The sequence below is a fragment of the Micromonospora lupini str. Lupac 08 genome, assembly GCF_000297395.2.
Taxonomy (GTDB): domain Bacteria; phylum Actinomycetota; class Actinomycetes; order Mycobacteriales; family Micromonosporaceae; genus Micromonospora; species Micromonospora lupini.
In genome coordinates this window covers 4,212,154-4,233,291 of sequence record NZ_HF570108.1, presented here as the reverse complement: position 1 = coordinate 4,233,291, position 21,138 = coordinate 4,212,154, and the positions used below count along the sequence as shown (strand labels likewise).

Sequence of the window (21,138 nt, the reverse complement as noted above, 5' to 3'; positions counted from 1 at the left end):
TCGTGGAGCCGTGGTGTCCGGAAGGACCTGATCCGCGGCTCTTGTCATTCGCCACGACTCCACGATCGACCGGTTCAGCGGCGGCGAGCCAGCAGGACCGCGTCGTGGTGGACGACGTCGTGCGGGCCGGGGCGGGCGCGGGTGTCGGTGGTGAGCACGTCCCACCGGCTCGGGTCCAGCGAGGCCGCCACGTCCTCGGCGGTGTACATCATGTCCGGCATGTGCATCCGGTGCCCCGACGTCCACAGGTCCGACGGGTGGTGCCCGACGATCAGCAGCACGCCGCCCGGGGCCACCGCGTCGGCCAGCCGGGCGAACAACTCCCGCCGGGCCGTCGGGGGCAGGTGCATGAACTGCGCCGACACCAGGTCGTACGCCTCCTCGGCGGGCGGCTTGTCGCGCAGGTCGACGTGCGTGAACTCGATCCGGTCCGCGACCCCGGCGGCCTCGGCGTGCTCGGCGGCCCGGGTCAACGCGGTGGTCGAGATGTCCACCGCCGTCACCCGCCAGCCGCGCTCGGCCAGCCACACCGCGTCGGCGCCCTCACCGCTGCCCACGTCCAGGGCCCGGCCGGGGGCCAGGTCGGCGGCCTCGGCGACCAGTTGGGGGTTCGGGTTGCCACTCCACACCGCCGGCTTGGCCTGGTACCGCTCCTCCCACGCCGGCTCCTCGAAGGTCGTGGCCACCAACTGCCGGTACGCGGTCACCGCGTCGCGGGTGTCCTCGGCGATGAGGTCGGCGTTCATCGCCGCCGCGGCGGTGAGGCCGGCGGCGGCGGAGGTGATGACCTGGCCCCGCAGGTCGGCCACATTGCCGGCCACCCAGACGCCCGGCACGGTCGTCGCGCCTGTCGCGTCGGCCGGGATCTGGGTGCCGATCACGTGCCCACCCATCGTCACCTCCTCGGGGGCCAGGCCCAGCCCCACCAGCAGGTCGGCGCGGGGCGCCGTGCGAGTTCCGACGACTACCGCGTCGAGGGCCACCACCCGGCCGTCGGCCAGCCGTACTCCGCTGAGCGCGTCCCCGTCCACCTCCAGCGCGGCGACCGGGCCGGGCACCACCGCGATGCCCCTTGCGGCGAGCCGCTCGGCGGTCTCCTCGTCCGGGGTCGGCGCGTCGTGCAGCAGGAGCAGCACGTCGGAGGTCCACTGCCGCCACATCTCGGCCTGGTGCACCGACATCGGTCCGGTCGCCAGCACACCGACCCGCCGGTCGCGCACCTCCCAGCCGTGGCAGTACGGGCAGTGCAGCACGTCACGGCCCCACCGCTGCGCCACCCCGGGCACGTCGGGCAGCTCGTCGGTCAGCCCGGTGGCCACCAGCATGCGACGGGCACGCACCGAACCCCCGTCGTCGAGGGTGAGGCGGAAGCCGTCGCCGTCCCGGCTGGCGGCCCGCACCCGGCCGGCGCGGAACTGCCCGCCGTACCCGGTCACCTCGGCGCGTCCGGCAGCGAGCAGCTCGCCCGGCGGCGTCCCCTCCCGGCCCAGGTAGTTGTGCACGTGGTCGGCCGGCGCGTTGCGCGGCTCGCCGGAGTCGATCACCAGCACCGACCGGCGAGCCCGGCTCAGCGCCAGGGCCCCACTGAGCCCGGCCGCGCCGCCGCCCACCACCACCACGTCATATGTCTCGTCCACCGGGATGTCCCCCTACTTGTCGGCTGAGCCCACCATCCGTCGCCGCCGCACCGATGGCAACTATCCTTGCCGTTATGGCAAACGAGGACAGTGCCGCGCTGGCGGCGGTCGGCCCCCGGCTGCGCGCCCTGCGCCACCAGCGCGGCACCACGCTGACCCAGCTCGCCGAGCTGACCGGCATCTCGGTGAGCACCCTGTCCCGGCTGGAGTCCGGCACCCGCCGGCCCACCCTGGAACTGCTGCTCCCGCTCGCGCGGGCGTACCAGGTGGCGCTGGACGAGCTGGTGGACGCCCCGGCCACCGGCGACCCCCGGGTACGCCCCAAACCGATCGTCATGCACGGCGTGACGTATCTGCCGCTGACCCGCCGACCGGGCGGCCTCCAGGCGTTCAAGCAGATCTTCCCGCCGGACCCGTCCGCCGGGGGGCGTACCCCACAAGCCCATGAGGGGTACGAGTGGCTCTACGTGCTCTCGGGCCGGCTGCGCCTGCTGCTCGGTGACCGCGACATCGTCCTGACGCCCGGGGAGGTGGCCGAGTTCGACACCCGCGTCCCGCACCTCGTCCTGAATCCCGGCCCCGGCACCGCCGAGGCGCTCAGTCTCTTCGGACCGCAGGGGGAGCGGCTGCACGTCCGCGCCCGCCCCGCCACGCCCGACCGGGGGTAGAGCGGGGCCGTCGAGGCGTGGACGAATTCCCCGGCTGAGCCCCCTGGGGTCGAGCATCGCTGCGGGCCTGGTGGTGACGTGCCGCGAGGGCCGGACCGGTTCCCCTCCGGTCCGACCCTCGCGCTCGTTCCGCGCTAGGCGCGGAGTCTCCGCTGCCGCACGACCAGCAGCAACGCGGCGCCGAGGAGCACTGCCAGCACTCCGGCCGTCATCCAGCCGCCGATCGGGAACGACGTGCCGGTCACCGGCAGCTTCCCCTTCACCGGGATGGTGATGGTGGACTCCGGCGCCACCGGCGCGGGGCCGTCGGGCGGCGTGCCGGTCGCCGTCGCGCTGTTGCGCAGCGAACCGTGGTGGTGGTCGGCCTTGCTGACCGTGTACGTCGTCGCACAGGTGACGGCGGCACCGGCGGCCAGGGTGACCGCGCCGTTGGGTGTCCGCTCCGGGCCGCAGGTGATCGGGCCGAGGTTGGCCGGCAACGCCGGTGCCGTGAGGGTGTCGGTGACCGTCACGTCGGTAAGCGTCACGCGTCCGGTGTTGGTGACCACGAACTGGAACGGCACCTGCTGACCCGGGCGGGTGATCTTCTCGGTGCTGCTGGACTTCACCACCGTGATGGCAGCGCCCCGGGTCGCCGTGACCTCGGCGGTGGCCGGTCCGGAGCGTACCGGCGTCGGTGGTTGTTGGCCGGGGACGGTCGGCGGCGTGCCGGCCGCCACGGCCGTGTTCGTGATCGTGCCGGCGTCGATGTCCGCCGCGGTGACGGCGTAGGTCGACGTGCAGGTGGTGCTCGCGCCGGCGGGCAGGGCGACGCTGCCGTTGGCGACCGGCGGGGTGCCGCACGTGATCGCCCCGGGCGTGCCGGTTCCGGAGAACTCCGTCTCGTCGACAGTCACCGCGCTGAGCGGGGTGTTGCCGGTGTTGGTCACCACGAACCGGTACGTGACCACGTCACCGGACGTCGACACCACTGTGGGTGTGACCGACTTGGTGATGGAGATCGACGGATGCGGGATCGGGATGTCCAACGGGGAGGGCGGTGAGACCGGCGGCGACCCGAACGGTGGCGTGCCGGTGGCGGTGGCGACGTTGCGCAGCGACGAGCCGGCGAATTCCTCCTCGGTCACGGTGTAGGTCGTCCGGCACTGGATGGAGGCACCCGGCGTCAGGGTCACCTCGCCGTTCGGGATGTTCTGCGGGCCGCAGGTGATCTCGCCGAGCTCGCCCCGCTCGGACGGCGGCAGCACGGTGTCGTTGACTGTCACCCCGGTCAGCGTGAGGCCGCCGGTGTTGACCACCAGGAAGGTGTACGGCACCTGCTGGCCCGCCGCGGTGATCGCCACAGTGGTCGACGACTTGATCACGTCGATGTCGGCGACGAGCCCCGCCTGGGGAATGGTCAACGTCGAGGGCGGTGAGTTCACCGGCGTACCCCCGGGTGGGGTGCCGTGCGCGGTGGCGGTGTCGGTGACCCCGTTGTTGTCCAGGTCGGCCTGGGTGACGGTGTAGGTGGCCGTGCAGGCGGTGGACTCACCCGGCGCGAGGGTGGTCGTCGCGCAGGTGATCGGCCCGAGGTTGGCGTTGGACGAGGGCGGCGCCTGGACGTCTGTGACATTCACGCTGGTCAGGGTGAGCCCGCCGGTGTTGACGACGTGGAACCGGTAGGGCACCTGCTGCCCGACGGCACCGATCGTGGTGACGTCGGAGACCTTGACCACCGAGATCGCGGCGACCAGCCCGGACTCGGGGATCGTCAGTGTGGACGGCGGCGAGTTCACGGGCGTCTCGGTGCCCGGCGGCGTGCCGTGCGCGGTGGCGGTGTCGGTGACCGCGTTGTTGTCGAGGTCGGCCTGGGTGACGGTGTAGGTGGCCGTGCAGGCGGTGGACCCACCCGGCGCGAGCGTGGTCTGCGGGCAGGTGATCGGCCCGAGGTTGGCGTTGGACGACGGCGGCGCCTGCACGTCTGTGACGTTGACGTTGGTAAGCGTGACGCCACCGGTGTTGATCGCGAGGAACTGGTAGGGGACCTGCTGCCCGACCGTGGTGATCGTCGTGGTGGTGGACGACTTGATGACCGAGAGCGACGGCGTGACGTCGGCCGCCGGGATGGTCAGCACGACCTGGTTCGAGTCCACCGGCTCCTCGGTCCCCGTCGGGGTGCCGTGCGCGGTGGCGATGTCGGTCAGTTCGTCATGGTCCAGGTCGGCCTGGGTGACGGTGTAGGTGGCCGTGCACGCGGTGGTCTCGCCGGGCGCGAGCGTGGTCTGCGGGCAGGTGATCGGCCCGAGGTTCGCGTTCGAGGACGGCGGGTCCTGCACGTCGGTGACGTTGATGTTGTTCAGCGTCACGCCGCCGGTGTTGGCGACCAGGAACCGGTAGGGCACCTGCTGGCCCACCGAGCTGATGGTCGCGCTCGTGGACGACTTCACAAGCGCGATGGCCGGGGAGGGCGCGTCGCCCGGGATCGTCAGCGTCGACGGATTCGACTGGACGGGCGTTCCCCCGCCGGGCGGGGTGCCGTGCGCGGTCGCGGTGTCACGTACGGCGCCGAGGTCCAGGTCGGCCTGGGTGACCGTGTAGGTGGCGGTGCACGCCGTCTCCACGCCGGGGGCGAGAGTGGTGGCGGCGCAGGTGATCGGGCCGAGGTTGTCGTTCGACGACGGCGGAGTCTGCACGTCGGTGACGCCGACGTTGGTCAGGGTGAGCCCGCCGGTGTTGACCACGTGGAACGAGTACGGCACCTGCTGCCCGGCGGTCGTGATCGTGACGGTGGTGGACGTCTTGAGTACCGCGATCGCGGCGACCAGGCCGGTCTCCGGCAGGGTCAGCGTGGAGGGCGGCGAGTCCACAGGCGTACCCCCGGGCGGGGTGCCGTGTGCGGTGGCGGTGTTGGTGACCTGGTCGTTGTCGAGGTCGGCCTGGGTGACGGTGTAGGTGGCGGTGCACGCGGTCCGCGCGCCCGGCGCGAGGGTGGTGGCGGCGCAGGTGATCGGGCCGAGATTGTCGTTGGACGAGGGCGGCGCCTGCACGTCCGTGACGTTGACGTTGGTCAGGGTGAGCCCGCCGGTGTTGACCACGTGGAACGAGTACGGCACCTGCTGCCCGACGGTCGTGATCGAGGCGGTGGTGGAGGTCTTCGTCACCGTGATCGACGGGATCAGCCCTGCCGCCGGGATGGTCAGCGTGGACGGCGGCGAGGTGACCGGGGGCCCGGTGGGTGGCGTACCCCGGGCGGTGGCGGTGTCGGCGACCCGGTCGTTGTCGAGGTCGGCCTGGGTGACGGTGTACGTGGCGGTGCAGGTGGTGGTCGCGCCCGGCGCGAGGGTGGTGGCGACGCAGGTGATCGGGCCGAGGTTGGCATTGGACGACGGCGGCGTCTGCACGTCGGTGACGCCGACGTTGGTGAGGGTCAGGCCCCCGGTGTTGGCGACCAGGTACCGGTAGGGCACCTGCTGCCCCACCGAGGTGATGGACGTGGTGGTCGACGACTTCACGACGGTGATGGCGGCGGTGAGCGACTGCGCCGGAATGGTCAGGGTGTCCGGATCGGACACCACCGGCGGGCCGGTGGGTGGGGAGCCCTGGGCGGTGCCGACGTTCGTGACACCGCCGTTGTCGAGGTCCGCCTGGGTGACCGTGTAGGTGGCGGTGCACGCCGTTCGCGTGCCCGGCGCGAGAGTGGTGGCCAGGCAGGTGATGGGGCCGAGGTTGGTGTTCGACGAGGGCGGGGTCTGCTGGTCGGTGACCGAGATGGCGGTGAGCGGGACGCCGCCGGTGTTGACCACGTGGAACGAGTACGGCACCTGCTGGCCGACGGTCGTGATCACCGTGGTGGTCGACGCCTTGATCAGATCGATGCCGGCCGGGCTCGCGCCCGCGCAGGACAGCGTGGTGCTGAACGGGAAGTAGTGGATCTCACCGCCGCGGTGGTCAAGCGTACGGGTGATCACGCTGCCCTCGGTGTTGCTGGCCGAGAGGTCGGTGAGGCTGGCGTTGGGGGCGTAGATGGTGCCCTCGACCGTGGCGGCGCCCGTCGTGAGGGTGAGCGCGGTGGCGGTCGGGAAGTTGAACAGGACGTAGCGGGCCTGCGTGCCGCCGATGCCGGAGAAGTTCGGGGCGGTCCAGTCGAAGGTGTTGCCGACGCCTGTGGTGTCCACGTTGACCAGCAGCGGGGTGCTGGCGGTGGGCTGGCTGGCGAAGGTGAGCGTCTGAATGTTGGCGAGGTCGGCCGCGGTCAGGTTCAGCACGTTCGTCACGCCCGGGGTGAGGGTGACCACGGCGTTGCTGCCCGCGGGGATCGGCCGGGGGATGACGTCGCCGTTCGGGGTCCGGAGCACCACCGTGTTGTCGCAGGTGGCCAGGCCGGCGGTCGTGTCGCGGAAGGCGGCGAAGGCGCCCGCGAAGTTGATCGGCGAGGTGGGCCCGACGCTGGGGACGGGCTGCCGGGTGACCAGCTCCACCCGGGGTGCCGCGTCGTAGTTGTCCGACGGCAGGATCCGCGTGTTGACCTGGGCACCGTTGTTGTCGGTGTCACGCACGAAGGTGCCGGTCAGGTCGCCCACCTTGGCGTATCCGCTGGAGAGCACCTGGAGACGGGTGCCGCCGACGCTGCCGGCGAAGTTCACGCGTCCGCCGACGACGAGGGCGCTCGGTCGGGCGTCACCGGGTACGACGAACGACCCGGCGGTCGCCCCGGCGAGTTGGTAGTTGCCGAAGGTGAGGTTTCCGCCGACGGCGAGGGTGCCCTCGTTCTCGTCGCTGACGACGTTGGCGTCGCCCTCGGTCATGACCCCGAAGCTCAGCGCCTCGGCGACCGGGTCCACCGGCCCGACGTCCTCGGCCGCGGTCAGCACCCGATTCGGCAGGGGCTCGGCCGGCGTCGGCGCCAGCAGAGCGTTGACCGCCAGGATGGCGCCGACGGCGGTCAGCGCCGCCGCGCGCGTCCTGCGGCTACCCCACGAAGAAATCCTCATCACGCCCCCGTTGTGTCCGATGTGCCAGGGGAGCGTAGCGAGGCAAATGTAGGACTATGTGCTATTTGTCCGAATCGGCGAAACCTGGCTCGGGACGGAACTGCCGGGCAGGTCGGCGGTGACGGGGGAGGGCCGGAAGCCCCTCACGATCAACCAGACGCCCAGCGCGAGCTCCCACAGGGCAATCGGCAGGGTCAGCAGGGCCGACGCGGGGGACACCTGTGTCCAGAAGCCGAACATCGTGGCGACGAAGGTGATGGTGAGCAGGGGCGCCCCGATGAAGCCGAGCACGGGGAGGACCCGCGGGACGAGGCGGGACCGGTAGAGGAGTGTGCCCAGGAGGACGGCATTCACGGCCGGCAGGAAGCCCTGCCCGGTGAGGAACGTCCAGTCGTGCAGGGCGATGAGCGTCTCGCCGGTGACCCCCGCCTCCGGGCTCGGCTCGGCCTGCCGCACGGTGACGAGCGACATGATGAGCACGATGCCGGCGATGATCGTGGCCGCCTCCAGAACCCGGACGCCGACGAAGCCCAACGCGAGTGTCTCGTTCTGTCGTTTGACGACCGGGTACAGCACGACCGCGGTGCCGATGCACGCGAGAGCCACGACCATCTCCAGGACGCCGCCCCAGGCCACGCCCGTCTCGGCACCCGGGCCGACGACAGCTTCGGGATCGAGCACCGTCGCGTACAGGCCGAGAATCGGAATCGAGACGAACGTGAGGAGATAGAGCACGCCCACGACGAGAGAGGTCCTCCGGAGCGGGCTCATGTCGAGCCGTCCCGGCCGGCGTGCGCGAGCGCCGAGGGTGTCTGGCGGCCGACGATCGCCGGTGCCTCGTGAACGAGGTCGTCGTCGGTGAGGGCGTCGACCATGAACAGGGCGAAGTCGACTCGACGGGTGCGGTTGCTTTCGAGGACGGGGTCGCCCACGTGTCTGCTCCAGAGCGGGAGGCCCTGGCTGTCACCCTCTTCCAGGTCACTGCCGCGCACGACGGTCCAGCGGGTGTCGCTGGCGAACACCCGACGGCAGGCTTCCACCTGGTCGTCGAGGTCGGCGAAGCGAGCGAGTTTCGCCAGCGGGCCGAAAGCCCTGACGATGGCCTTCAGCTTCCAGGAGTACACGTCCTGGCCGTCGCGGGTGATGTGCCACCCGCAGGAGAACACGAGGCGTGCAGCGGGGCGTGCGTGGTCGAGCACGGCCTGGGCCGTTCCGGTCGAGTAGTGGTGGACCCCCCGTGGGACCAGCACGGTCAACACGCCATCGCACCCGGCGACCGCGCGGGCGATGACGTCGCGGTCGTCGGTCGCTCCCGGGATGACGGTGATCCGGCCATTGAACGCGTCGAGCTTGCCCACGCTGCCCGGACGGCACACGCCGACGACGTCGTAGCCCCGATCGAGCGCGTGTCGCACCATGTACCGCCCAAGCTTTCCGGAGGCCCCGACAATGCAGACCTTCTGTTTCACGGATCGTTCGGCGCCATCCCGTGCTTGTGCGGTTTCCATGGCTCTTCTTTCCGGTGCTGAGGCCGGCAGATGATGGAAGAGGCGATTCGCAGCCCTCTGAAGGGCTCCGCCTGCGAGAACGCGGCGTACGGCGGGCTGCTCGACGTGGACCGTACGCGCAAGCTGGTGGAACAGCAACGGCCGGAATTGTCGCAGTGACTGATGCGAGATCAGCGCGGCGCGGCAATCGGCGGCGTCGACGGCCCAAAGGTGGTCAGGAACCGGTCCCGGAAGGTGTCCATCGGCCACACCGGCGCCTGCGGGCCCGGCCGCAGTCCGTCCTGCCAGCCCCAGCCCGCCACCCGGTTCAGCACGGTCGGGTCCCGGGCGACGATGGTGATCGGCACGTCCCGGCTCGCACCCTCGCCGGTCACCACCGGGGCCGGCTGGTGATCGCCGAGGAAGACCAGCACCAGATCGTCGTCACCGTAGGTCTGCACGTAGGAGATCAGCGCCTGAAGCGAGTACGCGATGGCCTGCCGGTAGCCGGCCCGAACCCGGCCGGTGTCCCGGTCGTCCTCGTCGCCGCTGTCCTTTCCGGCGGCGTCGCGGTGGTAGACGGAGCCGTCATCCACCTCGTCCCAGCCGATCATGCGGGGCACGGCCGTCCACGGGGAGTGGCTGGAGATCAGCGGGATCTCCGCCATGATCGGGCGGTCCGCGCCCGCCCGGACCCGCCGCTGGAAGAACGACAGCGTGTACTGGTCGGGCATCGGGGCGTAGCTGAACTTCGGGCCCCGGTAGCCGAGCGCCGCGGCGTCGTAGTAGCGGTCGTAGGAGAAGAAACCCTGCTCCGGCCAGGGCTGGGTGGCCGCCGGCAGCACCCCGACGGTCTGCCAGCCGGCGCGGCGGAACGCGCCGTTGAGGGTGAGCCGGTCGCTGGCCAGCAGGCTGCGGTGGCGCTGCTCGTTGTCGGTCCACAGGCCGGACAGCAGCGTGTCGTGGGCCAGCCAACTGCCACCGCCGAACGTCGGGGAGGTGAGGAAGCCGCTGCGCGCGCCGTACCCGGCCGCGCGCAGCCGCTCGGTCCCGGTGTCCAGCACCGCGTTCACCTGCGGCGCCAACTCCGGATCCTCCACGGCGTCGCGCCCGTAGCTCTCCACGAAGGCGAGAACGACGTCCTTGCCGCGCAGCCCGGTCAGCAGTTGGTCGCCCGGGACGTCCTGGAACGGGTCGGCGTCGATCTGGGCGGTGAACCGGCCACGGTCGCGCAGCCGCGCGTCCACCTGCTCGGCGTGCGCGCCGACCAGCGCCGTGGTCCCGGCGTCGGCCACCGGCACGCCCGGGACGATCCGCACCCCGACGACCGCGCAGACCACCCAGGCGAGCGTCAACGCGGCAACCGTCCGCGTCGCCACCCGCTCGTGGCCGACCAGCAGCGACGCCAGTCGCCGCAACGCCATGGTCACCACCAGCAGCAGCACACCGACCAGCAGCACGACGCCCACCACCGCGCCGACCGCGCCGGCGCGCCCCGCCGAGTCCCGCACGAAGCCGTACGCGTCGTCCAGCAGCAGCCAGTCAAGCACCAGGTCGAAGGGTCGGTCGAGGGCCGTGCGGAAACCCAGGTCGGCGAGCTTCACGATGGCCAGCAGCCCGAGCAGCGGCCCCGCCACGGCCACCACCACCCGCCGTGGCCCCGGCGGCAACGCCAGCAGCAGCGCCGCGACCAGCAGACCCTCCAGCGGGATGCGCAGGAACGCGCCGGGTGTCAGCTCGCCGAGCCGGTCCGGGCCGACCAGGACCGCGTACACCAGCAGCACCGCCAGCACACCGCCGGCCGCCGACCACGTCCGCCGCGCACGGCCGCGCCGCACGGGCGACACCACCGGGGTACGCGCCGAAGCGTCGCCGGTCGGGGCGGGGCGCGGATGGCGCCGGCCGGTCAGCCGGCGCAGCCGGGCGGGAAGGGTCATCACGGCCTCCAGTCGGAGTGGACCGTACCGCCCGAGCGGGCCGCCAGCGCGGGCACCGGGCCGGGGACCGGCAGCAACGGCGGCACGACGAGCGGCGCGTGTCCACCCAGCGGGAGCAGGGGCAGCGCCACAGGTGCGGCGGGCGCGGGCGCGGCGACCGTCGGCGCGACCGCGATCGGCCCGGCGAGCGTCGGCTCGGCGGCGATTGGCGCGGTGACCGTGGGCGTGCCCGGGCGGCGGCGCCACAGCCAGGCCACGTCGCGGCCGAACGACTCGACAAGCAGCGCCAACGCCGCCACCAGGACCACAGTGGTCCACGGCTCCGGCAGCACCCGCGCGGCGGCGACCGCCAACAACACCCCCTGCGCGGCGGCGACCACCTTGCGCCAGTAGCGCGGCGGCAACGAGCCGGACAGCCAGGGCAGCACGGCGCTCGCCGCGACGAAGACGTACCGCATCGCGCCGATGGCAAGCACCCAGCTCCCGGCCGCCGGGGCGACGTGCACGCTGAGAACCAGGATGAGGAACGCGTCGACCTCCATGTCGAAGCGGGCCCCGAGCGCGCTGACCGTGCCGGTGCGCCGGGCGACCCGACCGTCCACCGCGTCCAGCAGCAGGGCCACCGCGCTCAGCGCGACAAGCAGCCCCACCGGCGTCGGACGGCCGAACGAGTCCACCACAAGCGCGGTGACCGCGCCGACCAGGACGGCCCGCGTCAGCGTCACCCGGTCCGCCGGACCGAGACGGGACGCGCCGGCCAGGTGCAGGCCCCTGCTCAACGCGAGGCAGGTGAGCGCCGCGTAGCCGGCCCCGGCCAGCCAACCCGCCGGGCCCAGACCCACGGTGGCGGCCAGCGCCGCCAGCACGACCAACTGCGCGCTCAGCCCGATCACCGGACCGCTTCGAACTGTGGGCACCGTACCTCCGTGTTTATGATCGACGACCCCGACAGGGAACACGGAAATCAGGGCCGTTCGGTTCGACCGGGACAAAAAGGTGAGGTGTGCGAGGGTGATCCGCGAGGCGTACGCCTGCTGGGTGCGCGAGCCCGGCGCGGCGGAGATCCGGCCGGTGTCGCTGCCCGTGCCGGGGCCCGACGAGGTGCTGGTGCGAGCCCGCTACTCCGGGGTCAGCCGGGGCACCGAGACGCTCGTGTTCGCCGGTCGGGTGCCCGCCGACCAGCACGCGGCGATGCGCGCCCCGTTCCAGGAGGGCGACTTCCCGGGTCCCGTGAAGTACGGCTACCTCAGCGTCGGCGTGGTCGAGCAGGGCCCGCCGGAGCTGCTCGGGCGTACGGTCTTCTGCCTGCACCCGCACCAGAGCGCGTACGTCGTGCCGGCGACAGCCGTGGTGCCGGTGCCGGACGACGTGCCGCCCGCCCGCGCCGTGCTCGCCGGCACCGTGGAGACCGCCGTGAACGCCCTGTGGGACGCGGCGCCCCTGGTCGGCGACCGGGTCAGCGTCGTCGGCGCGGGCATGGTGGGCTGCTGTGTCGCGGCGCTGCTCGCCCGGTTCCCCGGCGTGCAGGTCGAGCTTGTCGACACCGACGCCCGCCGGGCCGGGATCGCCGGCGCCCTCGGTGTCGGGTTCGCCCAGCCGAGCGACGCGACAGGTGACCGGGACCTGGTCGTGCACGCCAGCGCCACCTCCGCCGGGCTGCAACACGCGCTGGACCTGCTCGCGCCCGAGGGCACGGTGATCGAGCTGAGCTGGTACGGCGACCGGCCGGTGCAGGTGTCGCTGGGCGGGGCCTTCCACTCCGGACGACTGACCGTGCGCAGCAGCCAGGTCGGCATGGTCGCTCCCGCGCGGCGGGGCCGCCGCAGCTACACCGACCGGCTGGCCCTGGCCCTGGACCTGCTCGACGACCCGGCCTTCGACGCGCTGATCACCGGCGCGTCCCGGTTCGCGGAGCTGCCCGACGTACTCGCCCGACTGAGCACGGGTGACCTGCCCGCGCTCTGCCACCTCATCACCTACGACGACGGGGAGTGACAGTGTTCAGCGTGACCGTTCGGGATCACATGATGATCGCCCACAGTTTCCGGGGCGAGGTGTTCGGCCCGGCCCAGCGCCTGCACGGGGCGACGTTCGTGGTGGACGCGATGTTCCGCCGCCCCGACCTGGACGCCGACGGCATCGTCGTGGACATCGGCCTGGCCACCGAGCAGTTGCGGGCCGTGGTCGGCGAGCTGTCGTACCGCAACCTCGACGACGAGCCCGCGTTCGCCGGGATGAACACCACCACGGAGGTGCTGGCCCGCACGGTCGCCGACCGCCTCGCCGAGCGCGTGCACGCCGGTGAGCTGGGCCCCGGCGCGCGGGAGTTGGCCGGCATCACCGTCACCCTGCACGAGTCACACGTCGCCTGGGCCAGCTACGAGCGGTCGCTGTGACCGACGCGGGCCGGCCGACGCCGGCCCACCGGCCGGGCGGGCCGGACGCCGCCGACGCGGGGTCGACCGAAGCGGCGGCCGACGCCGGACCGGTCCACCGGCCGGCGGCGGCCGTCGCGGTGGCCGGTCCACATCGCGGAACGGTGCACGTCGTCCTGCCCGGCGACATCGACGACCCGGCCACGCCCAGCGGTGGCAACGCCTACGACCGGCGGGTCTGCGCCGGTCTCGGCGAGAGCGGTTGGGTCGTGCGGGAGCACGCGACGCCCGGTACGTGGCCGCACCCCGACCTGGCCGCCCGGGCGGCGCTGGCCGGGCTGCTCGCCGCCCTGCCGGACGACGCCGTCGTGCTCGTCGACGGCCTGATCGCCTCGACCGTGCCGGACCTGCTCGCCCCGCACGCCCGCCGACTGCGCCTCGTCGTGCTGGTGCACATGCCCCTGGACGACGAGGTGGAGGCCGAGGGCCGGGCGCTGGCCACCGCGCGGGCCGTCGTCACCACAAGCGAGTGGACCCGTCGCCGCCTGCTGGCCCGCCACTGGTTGTCCGCCGACCGCGTCCGGGTCGCCCCGCCGGGGGTGACGCCCGCCCCGCCGGCGCCCCCCGGCTCGGCAACCGGCCACCGGCTGCTCTGCGTCGCCGCGGTCACCCGGCACAAGGGCCACGACGTGCTTGTCGACGCCCTGTGCGTGCTGGCCGAGACGCAGTGGACGCTTGTCTGCGCCGGCACGCTGACCCGGGAACCCGAGCTGGTGCGCCGGCTGCGCGACCGGCTCGCCGGCGCCGGGCTGGCGGAGCGCGTCCGGCTGGCGGGCCCGCTGACCGGTACGGCGCTCGACGCCGCCTACGACGCCGCCGACCTGCTCGTGCTGCCGTCGCGGGGCGAGACGTACGGGATGGTCGTCACCGAGGCGCTGGCCCGGGGCGTGCCGGTGCTGGGCACCCAGGTGGGCGGCCTGCCGGAGGCGCTCGGGCGCGCCCCCGACGGTGACCTGCCCGGGCTGCTGGTCCCGCCGGACGACCCGGCCGCCCTGGCCGGCGCCCTGAGCTGGTGGTGGGGTGACGAGGAACTGCGGGCCCGGCTCCGACGTGCCGCGCTCGCCCGCCGCGACACCCTGACCGACTGGCCGGCGACGACCGCGCGCCTGGCCGCCGTGCTGGAGGAGGTGGCGGAGTGACCGCCGAGGACATCATGCCGTTCGCCGACTGGCTGCGTCTGCGGGAGCCGGCCGACGCGGCGGCCCGTGCCGAGGACCTGGTGGACGCCGTCCGGCCCCTGCTGACCGGCCACGACCCGATCCTGATCCACGACCTGGGCAGTGGCACCGGCTCGATGAGCCGCTGGCTGGCGGCGCGGCTGAGCGGACCGCAGCACTGGGTGCTGCACGACCGGGACGCCGACCTGCTGGCCCGGGCCGCCGACAGCATGGCCGGCGTGACCGCCGCCGACGGAGCGCCGGTCACCGTCGACACCCGCTGCGGCGACCTGACCCGGCTGGGCGCCGCCGACCTGTCCGACGGCGCGCTCGTCACCGCGTCCGCGCTGCTGGACATGTTGACCGCCGAGGAGGTCGATCGGGTGGTGGCCGCCTGCGTCGACGCCGACCGTCCCGCCCTGTTCGCGGTCTCGGTGACCGGCCAGGTCCGGCTCACCCCGGCCGACCCGCTCGACGCCGAGGTCCAGGAGGCGTTCAACGCGCACCAGCGGCGTACCGTCGACGGCCGCCGGCTGCTCGGCCCGGACGCCCACGCCGCCACCGCCGCCGCGTTCGCCCGCCGGGGCGTGCACGTGCGGGAGCGGCCCAGCCCGTGGCGGCTCGGCCCGGAGCAGGCCGACCTGGCCGTCGAGTGGTTCCGCGGTTGGCTGGGCGCCGCCTGCGAGCAACGCCCCGACCTGGTCGGCCCGACCCGGGCGTACGCCAGGCGTCGGCTCGCCGACGCGGCCGCCGGCCGGCTCGGCGTGCTCGTCGAACACCGGGACCTCCTGGCCGGCGGATGAACCGTCGACGCCCTGGGTACGTGCTCTAGGGAGAGTGGACGATCTTCAGGGAGGACCGGCGTCGATGCTGTGGGCCTGGGCACGAGTGGTCGGCGGGGTGGGCCTGCTCGCCGTCCTGCTGTGGCAGGTGGGCGGCGGCCCGTTCCTCGACGGCGTACGGCTGATCAACGCGCCGGCGCTGGCCGCGGCCCTGCTCATCGGCGTGCTCACGACTGTCTGCGCGGCCTGGCGGTGGAGCCTCGTCGCCGGTGGCCTCGGCGTGCGGCTGCCGTTGGCGACCGCCGTGGCGCACTGCTACCGGGCGGTGTTCCTCAACGCCACGTTGCCGGGCGGGGTGCTCGGGGACGTGCACCGGGCGGTGCGCCACGGCCGCGACGCCGGCGATGTCAGCCGGGGCATCCGCGCGGTGATCTGGGAGCGTACCGCCGGCCAGGTGGTCCTGGTGGGTGTCGCGCTGGTGGTGCTCGCGGCGTTCCCGTCCCCGGTGCGGCCGTACCTGCCGGCCGCCGCCGCCCTGCTGCTCGCGGCCGGGCTGGCCGTCGTACTGCTGGCGCGGCTCCTGCCCGGCGCCGGCCGCTCCCGGTGGGCCCGCGGCGTGCGGACCGCCGTGGCGGACGTCCGGGCCGGGCTGCTGGCCCGGCGGACCTGGCTCGGCGTGCTTGTCGCCTCCGCCGTGATGGTCGCCGGTCATCTGGCCACCTTCCTGGTGGCGGCACGGACCGCCGGTTCCGACGCCCCGCTGACGCGGCTGCTGCCCCTGACGCTGCTCGCCCTGCTCGCGATGGGCCTGCCCCTGAACGTCGCCGGCTTCGGACCCCGCGAGGGGGTGGCGGCCTGGGTGTTCGGCGCGGCCGGGCTCAGCGCGGCCGAGGGTGTCGCCACCGCCACCGTCTACGGTGCCCTCGTGCTGGTGGCCAGCCTGCCCGGGGCGGCGGTGCTGCTCGCCCGACGGGCCCGCAATCCCACCACGACTCGGGAAGCTGCCTCCGGCGGCGGCTGTTGAGTCAGTGGTGAGACGGTACGCGCCGTCGCCCGAGGGCGACGCCGGACAAAGGAGTCCCATGCCCGAAGCACTGCCGGTCGCCACGGTCCGTACGCAGGTCACGGTGCCGCTGGCGTTTCCCGACGGCTACACCACCACCGTCCGGGTGTTCACCTTCAAGGGCCTGGTGGACGGCCGGGAACACCTCGCTCTCGGCCTCGGTGACTGGGCCGGCGCGCTGGACCGGCTCGCCGCCGGCGGAGAGCCACCGCTGGTCCGCCCGCACAGCGAGTGCCTCACCGGCGACGTGTTCGGCAGTCAGCGCTGCGACTGCGGGCCGCAGCTGCGCGAGGCGGTGCAGCGGATCACCGAGACCGGCGGGTTCCTGCTCTACCTGCGCCAGGAGGGCCGCGGCATCGGCCTCTACGCCAAGCTCGACGCGTACGCCCTGCAGGACGCCGGGCTGGACACCTACCAGGCCAATGTGGCGCTGGGCCGGGGCGAGGACGAGCGCGACTACAGCGCCGCCGCGCAGATGCTGGCCACCCTCGGCGTGCCGCGCGTCCGCCTGCTCAGCAGCAACCCGGACAAGGCCGAGCAGTTGACCCGGCTGGGCGTGGACGTCGTCGGACGTGTCCCGACAAGCATCTTCCTGTCCCCGGCCAACGCCGAGTACCTCGCGGCGAAGGCCGCCAAGGCGGCGCAGACCGAGGCGGCGGAGGCGGAGTCGGGCCGTACCCCTGACCGGTCCGTCTCCCGGTGAGCTGCCGGCCGGCGTCGGCGCGGCCGTACGTGCTGCTGAGCTGCGCCACAAGTATCGACGGGTACATCGACGACGCCTCCGACCAGCGGCTGATGCTGTCCAACGAGGACGACCTCGACCGCGTCGACGCGGTCCGGGCGAGCTGCGACGCGATCCTGGTCGGCGCCGCCACGGTCCGCCGCGACGATCCGCGCCTGCTGGTGCGGTCCGCGTCGCGCCGGGCCGATCGGTTGGCGTGTGGCCGGCCCGCCTCGCCCACGAAGGTGACCCTGACGGCCCGGGGAGATCTCGACCCGACCGCCCGCTTCTTCACCGCGGGCGATTCCGTCCGGCTGGTCTACTGCGCCAGCGGGGCGCTGGACAAGGCCCGCGAGCGGGTCGGTCGGGTGGCCACGGTGGTGGACGGGGGCGAGCCGGTCGATCTCGAGTGGGTCCTCGCCGACCTGTCGGCGCGGGGTGTGCGCCGGTTGATGGTGGAGGGTGGCGGGACGGTGCACGCCCAGTTCCTCACCGCCGGCCTCGCCGACGAGCTGCACCTGGTGGTCGCCCCGTTCTTCGTCGGCGACCGCCGGGCGCCGCGCTTCGTCGGCGAGGGGCGCTTCCCCTGGAATCCGGGACGCCGCGCCCGACTGGCGGAGACCCGCCAGATCGGCGACGTGGTGCTGCTCCGCTACGCGCTCTCCGACCGCTGCCGCGACGCCTGACGACGGCGCAGCAGGTACGCGAGCCCGCTGAGCAGGAAGAGCGCCGCGCTGAGCACGACCCAGCGCACCAGGTACGGCCGCTGGGTCAGGCCGGTGGCCGCCTCGTGGGTCGTCTCGCCCCACCGCAGGATGCCGGGGGAGTAGACCAGGAACAGCAGCGCCGTGCCGAGCGCCGGCACCCGCAGGTAGTTGAGCAGCGTGACACGATCGCGGGCCACCGCGCGCAGCGCCCGGTCGGCGCTCGCGTACACCGGGAACAGCACCAGGTCGTGGGCGATGACCGCGCCGACGAACCAGAGCAGCATCCGGCCGAACGTCGCCTCCTGTGCCAGCCGCAGCGCCACCCAGCCGGCGAGCACGATGACCGCCGTCACCAGGAGCAGGTGCCACGGCGCCGCGCCGTAGCCGGCCCGCAGCCGCCCGGCCCGTCCCTCCGTCGGCCGGTCCCGCTCAGCCATCGGCCCGACCCCGGAAGTCGATCTCGGCGACCCACTTCGTGCAGTGCACCCCGGGCAGGGCCGGCACGATGACCCGAGCCGGGTAGCCGTGGTCGGGGGCGAGGTCGACGCCGTTGACCCGCAGGGCGAGCAGTGAATCCGGATCGAGGACCTGGTTGGCGGCGAGCACCGCCGTGCGGAACAGCCCGGCCTGCTCCAGCGACGACACGCGCGCCGAGGCCGGGTCCGCGACCCCGGCGAGCGCGGCCAGGTCCCGAAGACGGACGCCGGTCCAGGTCTGCCGGGTCGACCAACCCTCCACGCAGGAGATGGGCAGGGCTGCGGTGTGCTGCGCCATGGCCAGCAGGGCGGGCCGGTCCAGGGTCACGGTCCGGCCGCCGCCGCGCAGGGTCAGCCGCCAGCTCGCGTCGGTCTGCTCGGGGCGTACGCCGGCGGCGGCGACGGTGCGGTTGACCGGGAAGCCGTTCGGCCCGGTGCCGGGCTGTCGCCCCCGGGGCAGCAGCAGCGCGGTGCGCCGCAGCGGACCGTCCAGGCTCTGCCCGACGGTGAGGACGGCCAGCAGCAGCGCCCCGCCGCCGACCAGGCCGACCGCGCCGCGCCGGCTGACCGTGGCCGGCCCGGGTTCGGCGGCGACCAGGCCGTCCGGGTCGGGCGGTTCGGGTCGCGTCGCCTCGCGCGGGGTCCGCAGCTCCGCGCCCAACGGACGGGACCGCAGCGCGGTCACCAGCCGGGGGAACTTGATGATCACGTGCGCCACGAAGGCGCCGGTGAAGATCCAGGCCCCGAAGTAGTGGGCGGTGTAGAAGTCGAAGCCGAACACGTACGAGTACTGGATGTTGAGCAGGCCGGTGGCGATCTGGAACAGGATCCCGCCGACCAGCAGCAGCAGGGTGAGCCGTTCCAGCACCTGGGCGAGGGAGCGGGCCGGCGGCCAGTCGAACAGCTTCGGCAGCACCGACCACAGCTTGCCCAGCACCACCGGGACGAGCACGATGCCGAGCGTCACGTGCAGTCCCTGGGTCACCCGGAACAGCCACGACGGCCGCGTCGGCCAGTCGAAGGCGGGCAGCCGCAGCCAGCCCACGTTCGTCGGGAACGCCTGGTCGAACTGCGGGCCGTAGGCGGCGTAGTCGAGAAGCCCGGTGATGATCACCAGGGGCAGGGCCACCAGCAGCACCGACCCGTACACGGCGGTGAGCCAGGGACCGCGCAACGGGCTGCGCCAGCTCCGTTCGACGGCGTCCACACCCGGCGGACGATGCTGGGCCAGCCCTCGCCAGAGCCGGCGCGGCGCGCCGTACCCGTCCACTTCCGACGCCCTGGTCCCGCTGTCGCTCGGGCCGGGCCTGCTTACCGGCACCCGCTGCTCCTTCCTCGCCGTCCCGCACTGTCGTTGGCCCCACCGGCCGGCCCGGCCGGGCGCGTGGGCCGGCGGCGGGCACTGCCGGCAGGTTAGACCGCAGGGGTACGGCGGGGCCGGGTTTACCGCATTACCGAACGCTTACCGGACTGCCGGCCCCTGCCGAGCTGTTGCGAACTCCTTACGGGTCCGCCGATCCGGCCCGCCGGGCGCCCGATCCGCCCTACCGTGACCGGCATGCGCGTACTGGTCACCGGCGCGGCCGGGTTCATCGGGTCGCAGGTCGTCGACCTGCTCGTCGAGCAGGGCCACGAGGTGGTGGCGCTGGACGCGCTGCTGCCCCAGGCACACGGCGGCGAACTGCCCGCCTGGTCCCGCGGGCACGATGTGGTCCGCGGCGACGTCCGGGACGGCCCCCTGCTGGACCGGCTGCTGACCGGCGTGGACGCGGTCTGTCACCAGGCGGCGATGGTCGGCCACGGCCTCGACCCGTCGGACGGCCCCGACTACGTCACGCACAACGACTACGGCACGGCGGTGCTGCTGGCGGCGCTGCACCGGGCGGGGATCGGCCGGTTGGTGCTGGCCAGCTCGATGGTGGTCTACGGCGAGGGGCGCTACGCCTGCCCCGAGCACGCCACCGTGCGTCCCGCGCCCCGCCGGCCCGAGGACGTGGCGGCAGGCAGGTACGACCCGACCTGCCCCCACTGCGGCCGCGGACTCGATCCGGTGCTCGTGCCGGAGGACGCGCCGCTGGAACCCCGCAGCACGTACGCCGCGAGCAAGCTTGCCCAGGAACACCTGGCCGCCGCGTGGGCTCGGCAGACCGGCGGCGCGGTGTGGGCGCTGCGGTACCACAACGTCTACGGCCCCCGGATGCCCCGCGACACCCCGTACGCCGGAGTGGCTTCGATCTTCCGGTCGGCGCTGGCGGCCGGCGTGGCGCCGCGCGTGTTGGAGGACGGCCGGCAACGGCGGGACTTCGTGCATGTCACCGACGTGGCGCGGGCCAACCTGCTGGCCCTCACCAGCAGCGCGCCGCCGGGCACGCTGGTGCCGGTGAACGTCTGCTCGGGCGAGCCGCACACGGTCGGAGAGTTGGCGGTCACCCTGGCCGAGGCGATGGGCGGGCCGGCCCCGCAGGTGGTGGGTGGGGCCCGCGCCGCCGACGTGCGGCACGTGGTCGCCGACCCCCGCCGGGCCGTGGAACTGCTCGGCTACACGGCCCGGGTCGGCTTCGCCGAGGGCGTGGCCGGCTTCGCCACCGACCCGCTCCGCGAACCAGCAGCCGTAGCGGGCTGACCCGTCAACCCAGCACGTCCAGCGGGCCGCTCGGCGCGGTTCGGGTCGCGGGCGACGAAGCGGCGAAGCGACGAAGCGACCGGGCCGTTCGTGGCCGGGCCGCCCCGGGTGGTCAGGAGACCGTCCAGACCAGGTGGTTGACGGCCAGTGCGGTGAGCGCCTGCGCGGCCAGCCACCAGCGTCGCGAACCCTGCGGTAGGCGGGCGGTGGCCACCAGCAGCCAGACGACGAACGGCAGCCAGATCCGTTCCACCTCGGCCTTGCTCAGGCCGGACAGGTCCGCGCCGAGCACCGCCACCAGGGCGGCCAGCGGTAGCAGCACGGTGGGGCCGGCGGCGCGTACCGCTGCTGCCGCAGGCGTGGCCAGCCGGCCGACGACCTGCCACCCGCGCGCGGCCGCGCCCGGCCCGAAGCGCGGCCCGCCCGGCGCCGGCCCACCCGTCGGGATGGGGGCGGCGGGCCGGCAGCGCCG

The 21,138-nt window shown here is 73.7% G+C and carries 17 protein-coding genes and 3 pseudogenes; 10 read left to right on the top strand and 10 right to left on the bottom strand.

The window, feature by feature from the left end:
* Positions 1-74 precede the first annotated feature (74 nt).
* Positions 75-1,637 (bottom strand): FAD-dependent oxidoreductase, encoded by a 1,563-nt coding sequence (locus tag MILUP08_RS20550; protein WP_007461103.1) that lies wholly within the window; start codon positions 1,635-1,637, stop codon positions 75-77.
* Positions 1,638-1,711: 74 nt separating this feature from the next.
* On the opposite strand from MILUP08_RS20550, the gene MILUP08_RS20545 reads away from it, so the two are divergent.
* Positions 1,712-2,305, top strand: coding sequence for a helix-turn-helix domain-containing protein (locus MILUP08_RS20545; RefSeq protein WP_039906346.1), 594 nt, complete (start codon positions 1,712-1,714; stop codon positions 2,303-2,305).
* A gap of 134 nt (positions 2,306-2,439) precedes the next feature.
* On the opposite strand, the gene MILUP08_RS37440 is transcribed toward MILUP08_RS20545, so the two are convergent.
* From MILUP08_RS37440 to MILUP08_RS20525, 4 genes and pseudogenes are all read right to left on the bottom strand, one after another.
* On the bottom strand, positions 2,440-5,859 hold the full coding sequence (locus MILUP08_RS37440) for a DUF7507 domain-containing protein (RefSeq protein WP_420329275.1): 3,420 nt from the start codon (positions 5,857-5,859) through the stop codon (positions 2,440-2,442).
* 51 nt (positions 5,860-5,910) lie between these two features.
* Positions 5,911-7,278, bottom strand: a pseudogene (locus MILUP08_RS36825) (choice-of-anchor A family protein); the annotation flags it as partial.
* 54 nt (positions 7,279-7,332) lie between these two features.
* On the bottom strand, positions 7,333-8,049 hold the full coding sequence (locus tag MILUP08_RS20530; protein WP_007461098.1) for a DUF4386 domain-containing protein: 717 nt from the start codon (positions 8,047-8,049) through the stop codon (positions 7,333-7,335).
* Positions 8,046-8,786 carry an NAD(P)-dependent oxidoreductase gene (locus MILUP08_RS20525; protein ID WP_007461096.1) on the bottom strand — a complete coding sequence of 247 codons (741 nt, stop codon included), beginning with the start codon at positions 8,784-8,786 and terminating at the stop codon, positions 8,046-8,048. Before MILUP08_RS20525 ends, MILUP08_RS20530 begins: the two co-directional genes overlap by 4 nt.
* A gap of 30 nt (positions 8,787-8,816) precedes the next feature.
* On the opposite strand from MILUP08_RS20525, the gene MILUP08_RS37170 reads away from it, so the two are divergent.
* The gene (locus MILUP08_RS37170; RefSeq protein ID WP_272944008.1) at positions 8,817-8,945 is read left to right on the top strand and encodes a hypothetical protein; all 129 of its coding nucleotides are present in this window, start codon (positions 8,817-8,819) and stop codon (positions 8,943-8,945) included.
* An 11-nt stretch (positions 8,946-8,956) separates the two neighbouring features.
* Here the strand turns inward: MILUP08_RS37170 and MILUP08_RS20520 are convergent, their stop codons facing one another.
* Both MILUP08_RS20520 and MILUP08_RS20515 read right to left on the bottom strand, forming a co-directional pair.
* Entirely contained in the window at positions 8,957-10,702 is a 1,746-nt protein-coding gene (locus MILUP08_RS20520) for a sulfatase-like hydrolase/transferase (RefSeq protein WP_007461094.1), read from the bottom strand.
* 41 nt (positions 10,703-10,743) lie between these two features.
* Positions 10,744-11,619 (bottom strand): annotated as a pseudogene (locus MILUP08_RS20515) (CDP-alcohol phosphatidyltransferase family protein); the annotation flags it as partial.
* A gap of 94 nt (positions 11,620-11,713) precedes the next feature.
* Between MILUP08_RS20515 and MILUP08_RS20510 the strand changes: the two are divergent.
* The 7 genes from MILUP08_RS20510 (at position 11,714) to MILUP08_RS20480 (ending at position 17,546) form a co-directional block, all read left to right on the top strand.
* Positions 11,714-12,697: a zinc-dependent alcohol dehydrogenase gene (locus MILUP08_RS20510; protein ID WP_007461089.1), complete on the top strand. Its 984-nt coding sequence runs from the start codon at positions 11,714-11,716 to the stop codon at positions 12,695-12,697.
* 2 nt (positions 12,698-12,699) lie between these two features.
* The gene (locus MILUP08_RS20505; RefSeq protein WP_007461087.1) at positions 12,700-13,098 is read left to right on the top strand and encodes a 6-pyruvoyl trahydropterin synthase family protein; all 399 of its coding nucleotides are present in this window, start codon (positions 12,700-12,702) and stop codon (positions 13,096-13,098) included.
* A gap of 119 nt (positions 13,099-13,217) precedes the next feature.
* The gene (locus MILUP08_RS20500; RefSeq protein WP_039908453.1) at positions 13,218-14,276 is read left to right on the top strand and encodes a glycosyltransferase family 4 protein; all 1,059 of its coding nucleotides are present in this window, start codon (positions 13,218-13,220) and stop codon (positions 14,274-14,276) included.
* 14 nt (positions 14,277-14,290) lie between these two features.
* Entirely contained in the window at positions 14,291-15,097 is an 807-nt protein-coding gene (locus MILUP08_RS20495; protein WP_039908451.1) for a class I SAM-dependent methyltransferase, read from the top strand.
* Between the two features lie 64 nt (positions 15,098-15,161).
* Complete coding sequence (locus MILUP08_RS20490; protein ID WP_007461082.1) at positions 15,162-16,100, top strand: lysylphosphatidylglycerol synthase transmembrane domain-containing protein; 939 nt, start codon at positions 15,162-15,164, stop codon at positions 16,098-16,100.
* Positions 16,101-16,158: 58 nt separating this feature from the next.
* A complete protein-coding gene (locus MILUP08_RS20485) occupies positions 16,159-16,842 on the top strand; it encodes a GTP cyclohydrolase II (protein WP_007461080.1) in 684 nt (227 codons plus the stop codon).
* On the top strand, positions 16,839-17,546 hold the full coding sequence (locus MILUP08_RS20480) for a RibD family protein (protein WP_007461078.1): 708 nt from the start codon (positions 16,839-16,841) through the stop codon (positions 17,544-17,546). Before MILUP08_RS20485 ends, MILUP08_RS20480 begins: the two co-directional genes overlap by 4 nt.
* Here MILUP08_RS20480 and MILUP08_RS20475 read toward each other — a convergent pair.
* Positions 17,513-18,004, bottom strand: coding sequence for a hypothetical protein (locus MILUP08_RS20475; protein WP_007461076.1), 492 nt, complete (start codon positions 18,002-18,004; stop codon positions 17,513-17,515). The genes MILUP08_RS20480 and MILUP08_RS20475 overlap by 34 nt on opposite strands.
* Positions 17,997-19,364 (bottom strand): molybdopterin-dependent oxidoreductase, encoded by a 1,368-nt coding sequence (locus tag MILUP08_RS20470; protein ID WP_007461074.1) that lies wholly within the window; start codon positions 19,362-19,364, stop codon positions 17,997-17,999. Before MILUP08_RS20470 ends, MILUP08_RS20475 begins: the two co-directional genes overlap by 8 nt.
* 237 nt (positions 19,365-19,601) lie before the next feature.
* Between MILUP08_RS20470 and MILUP08_RS20465 the strand changes: the two genes are divergently transcribed.
* The gene (locus MILUP08_RS20465; RefSeq protein ID WP_007461071.1) at positions 19,602-20,666 is read left to right on the top strand and encodes an NAD-dependent epimerase/dehydratase family protein; all 1,065 of its coding nucleotides are present in this window, start codon (positions 19,602-19,604) and stop codon (positions 20,664-20,666) included.
* Positions 20,667-20,778: 112 nt separating this feature from the next.
* On the opposite strand, the pseudogene MILUP08_RS34735 reads toward MILUP08_RS20465, so the two are convergent.
* Positions 20,779-21,138 (bottom strand): annotated as a pseudogene (locus tag MILUP08_RS34735) (hypothetical protein); the annotation flags it as partial.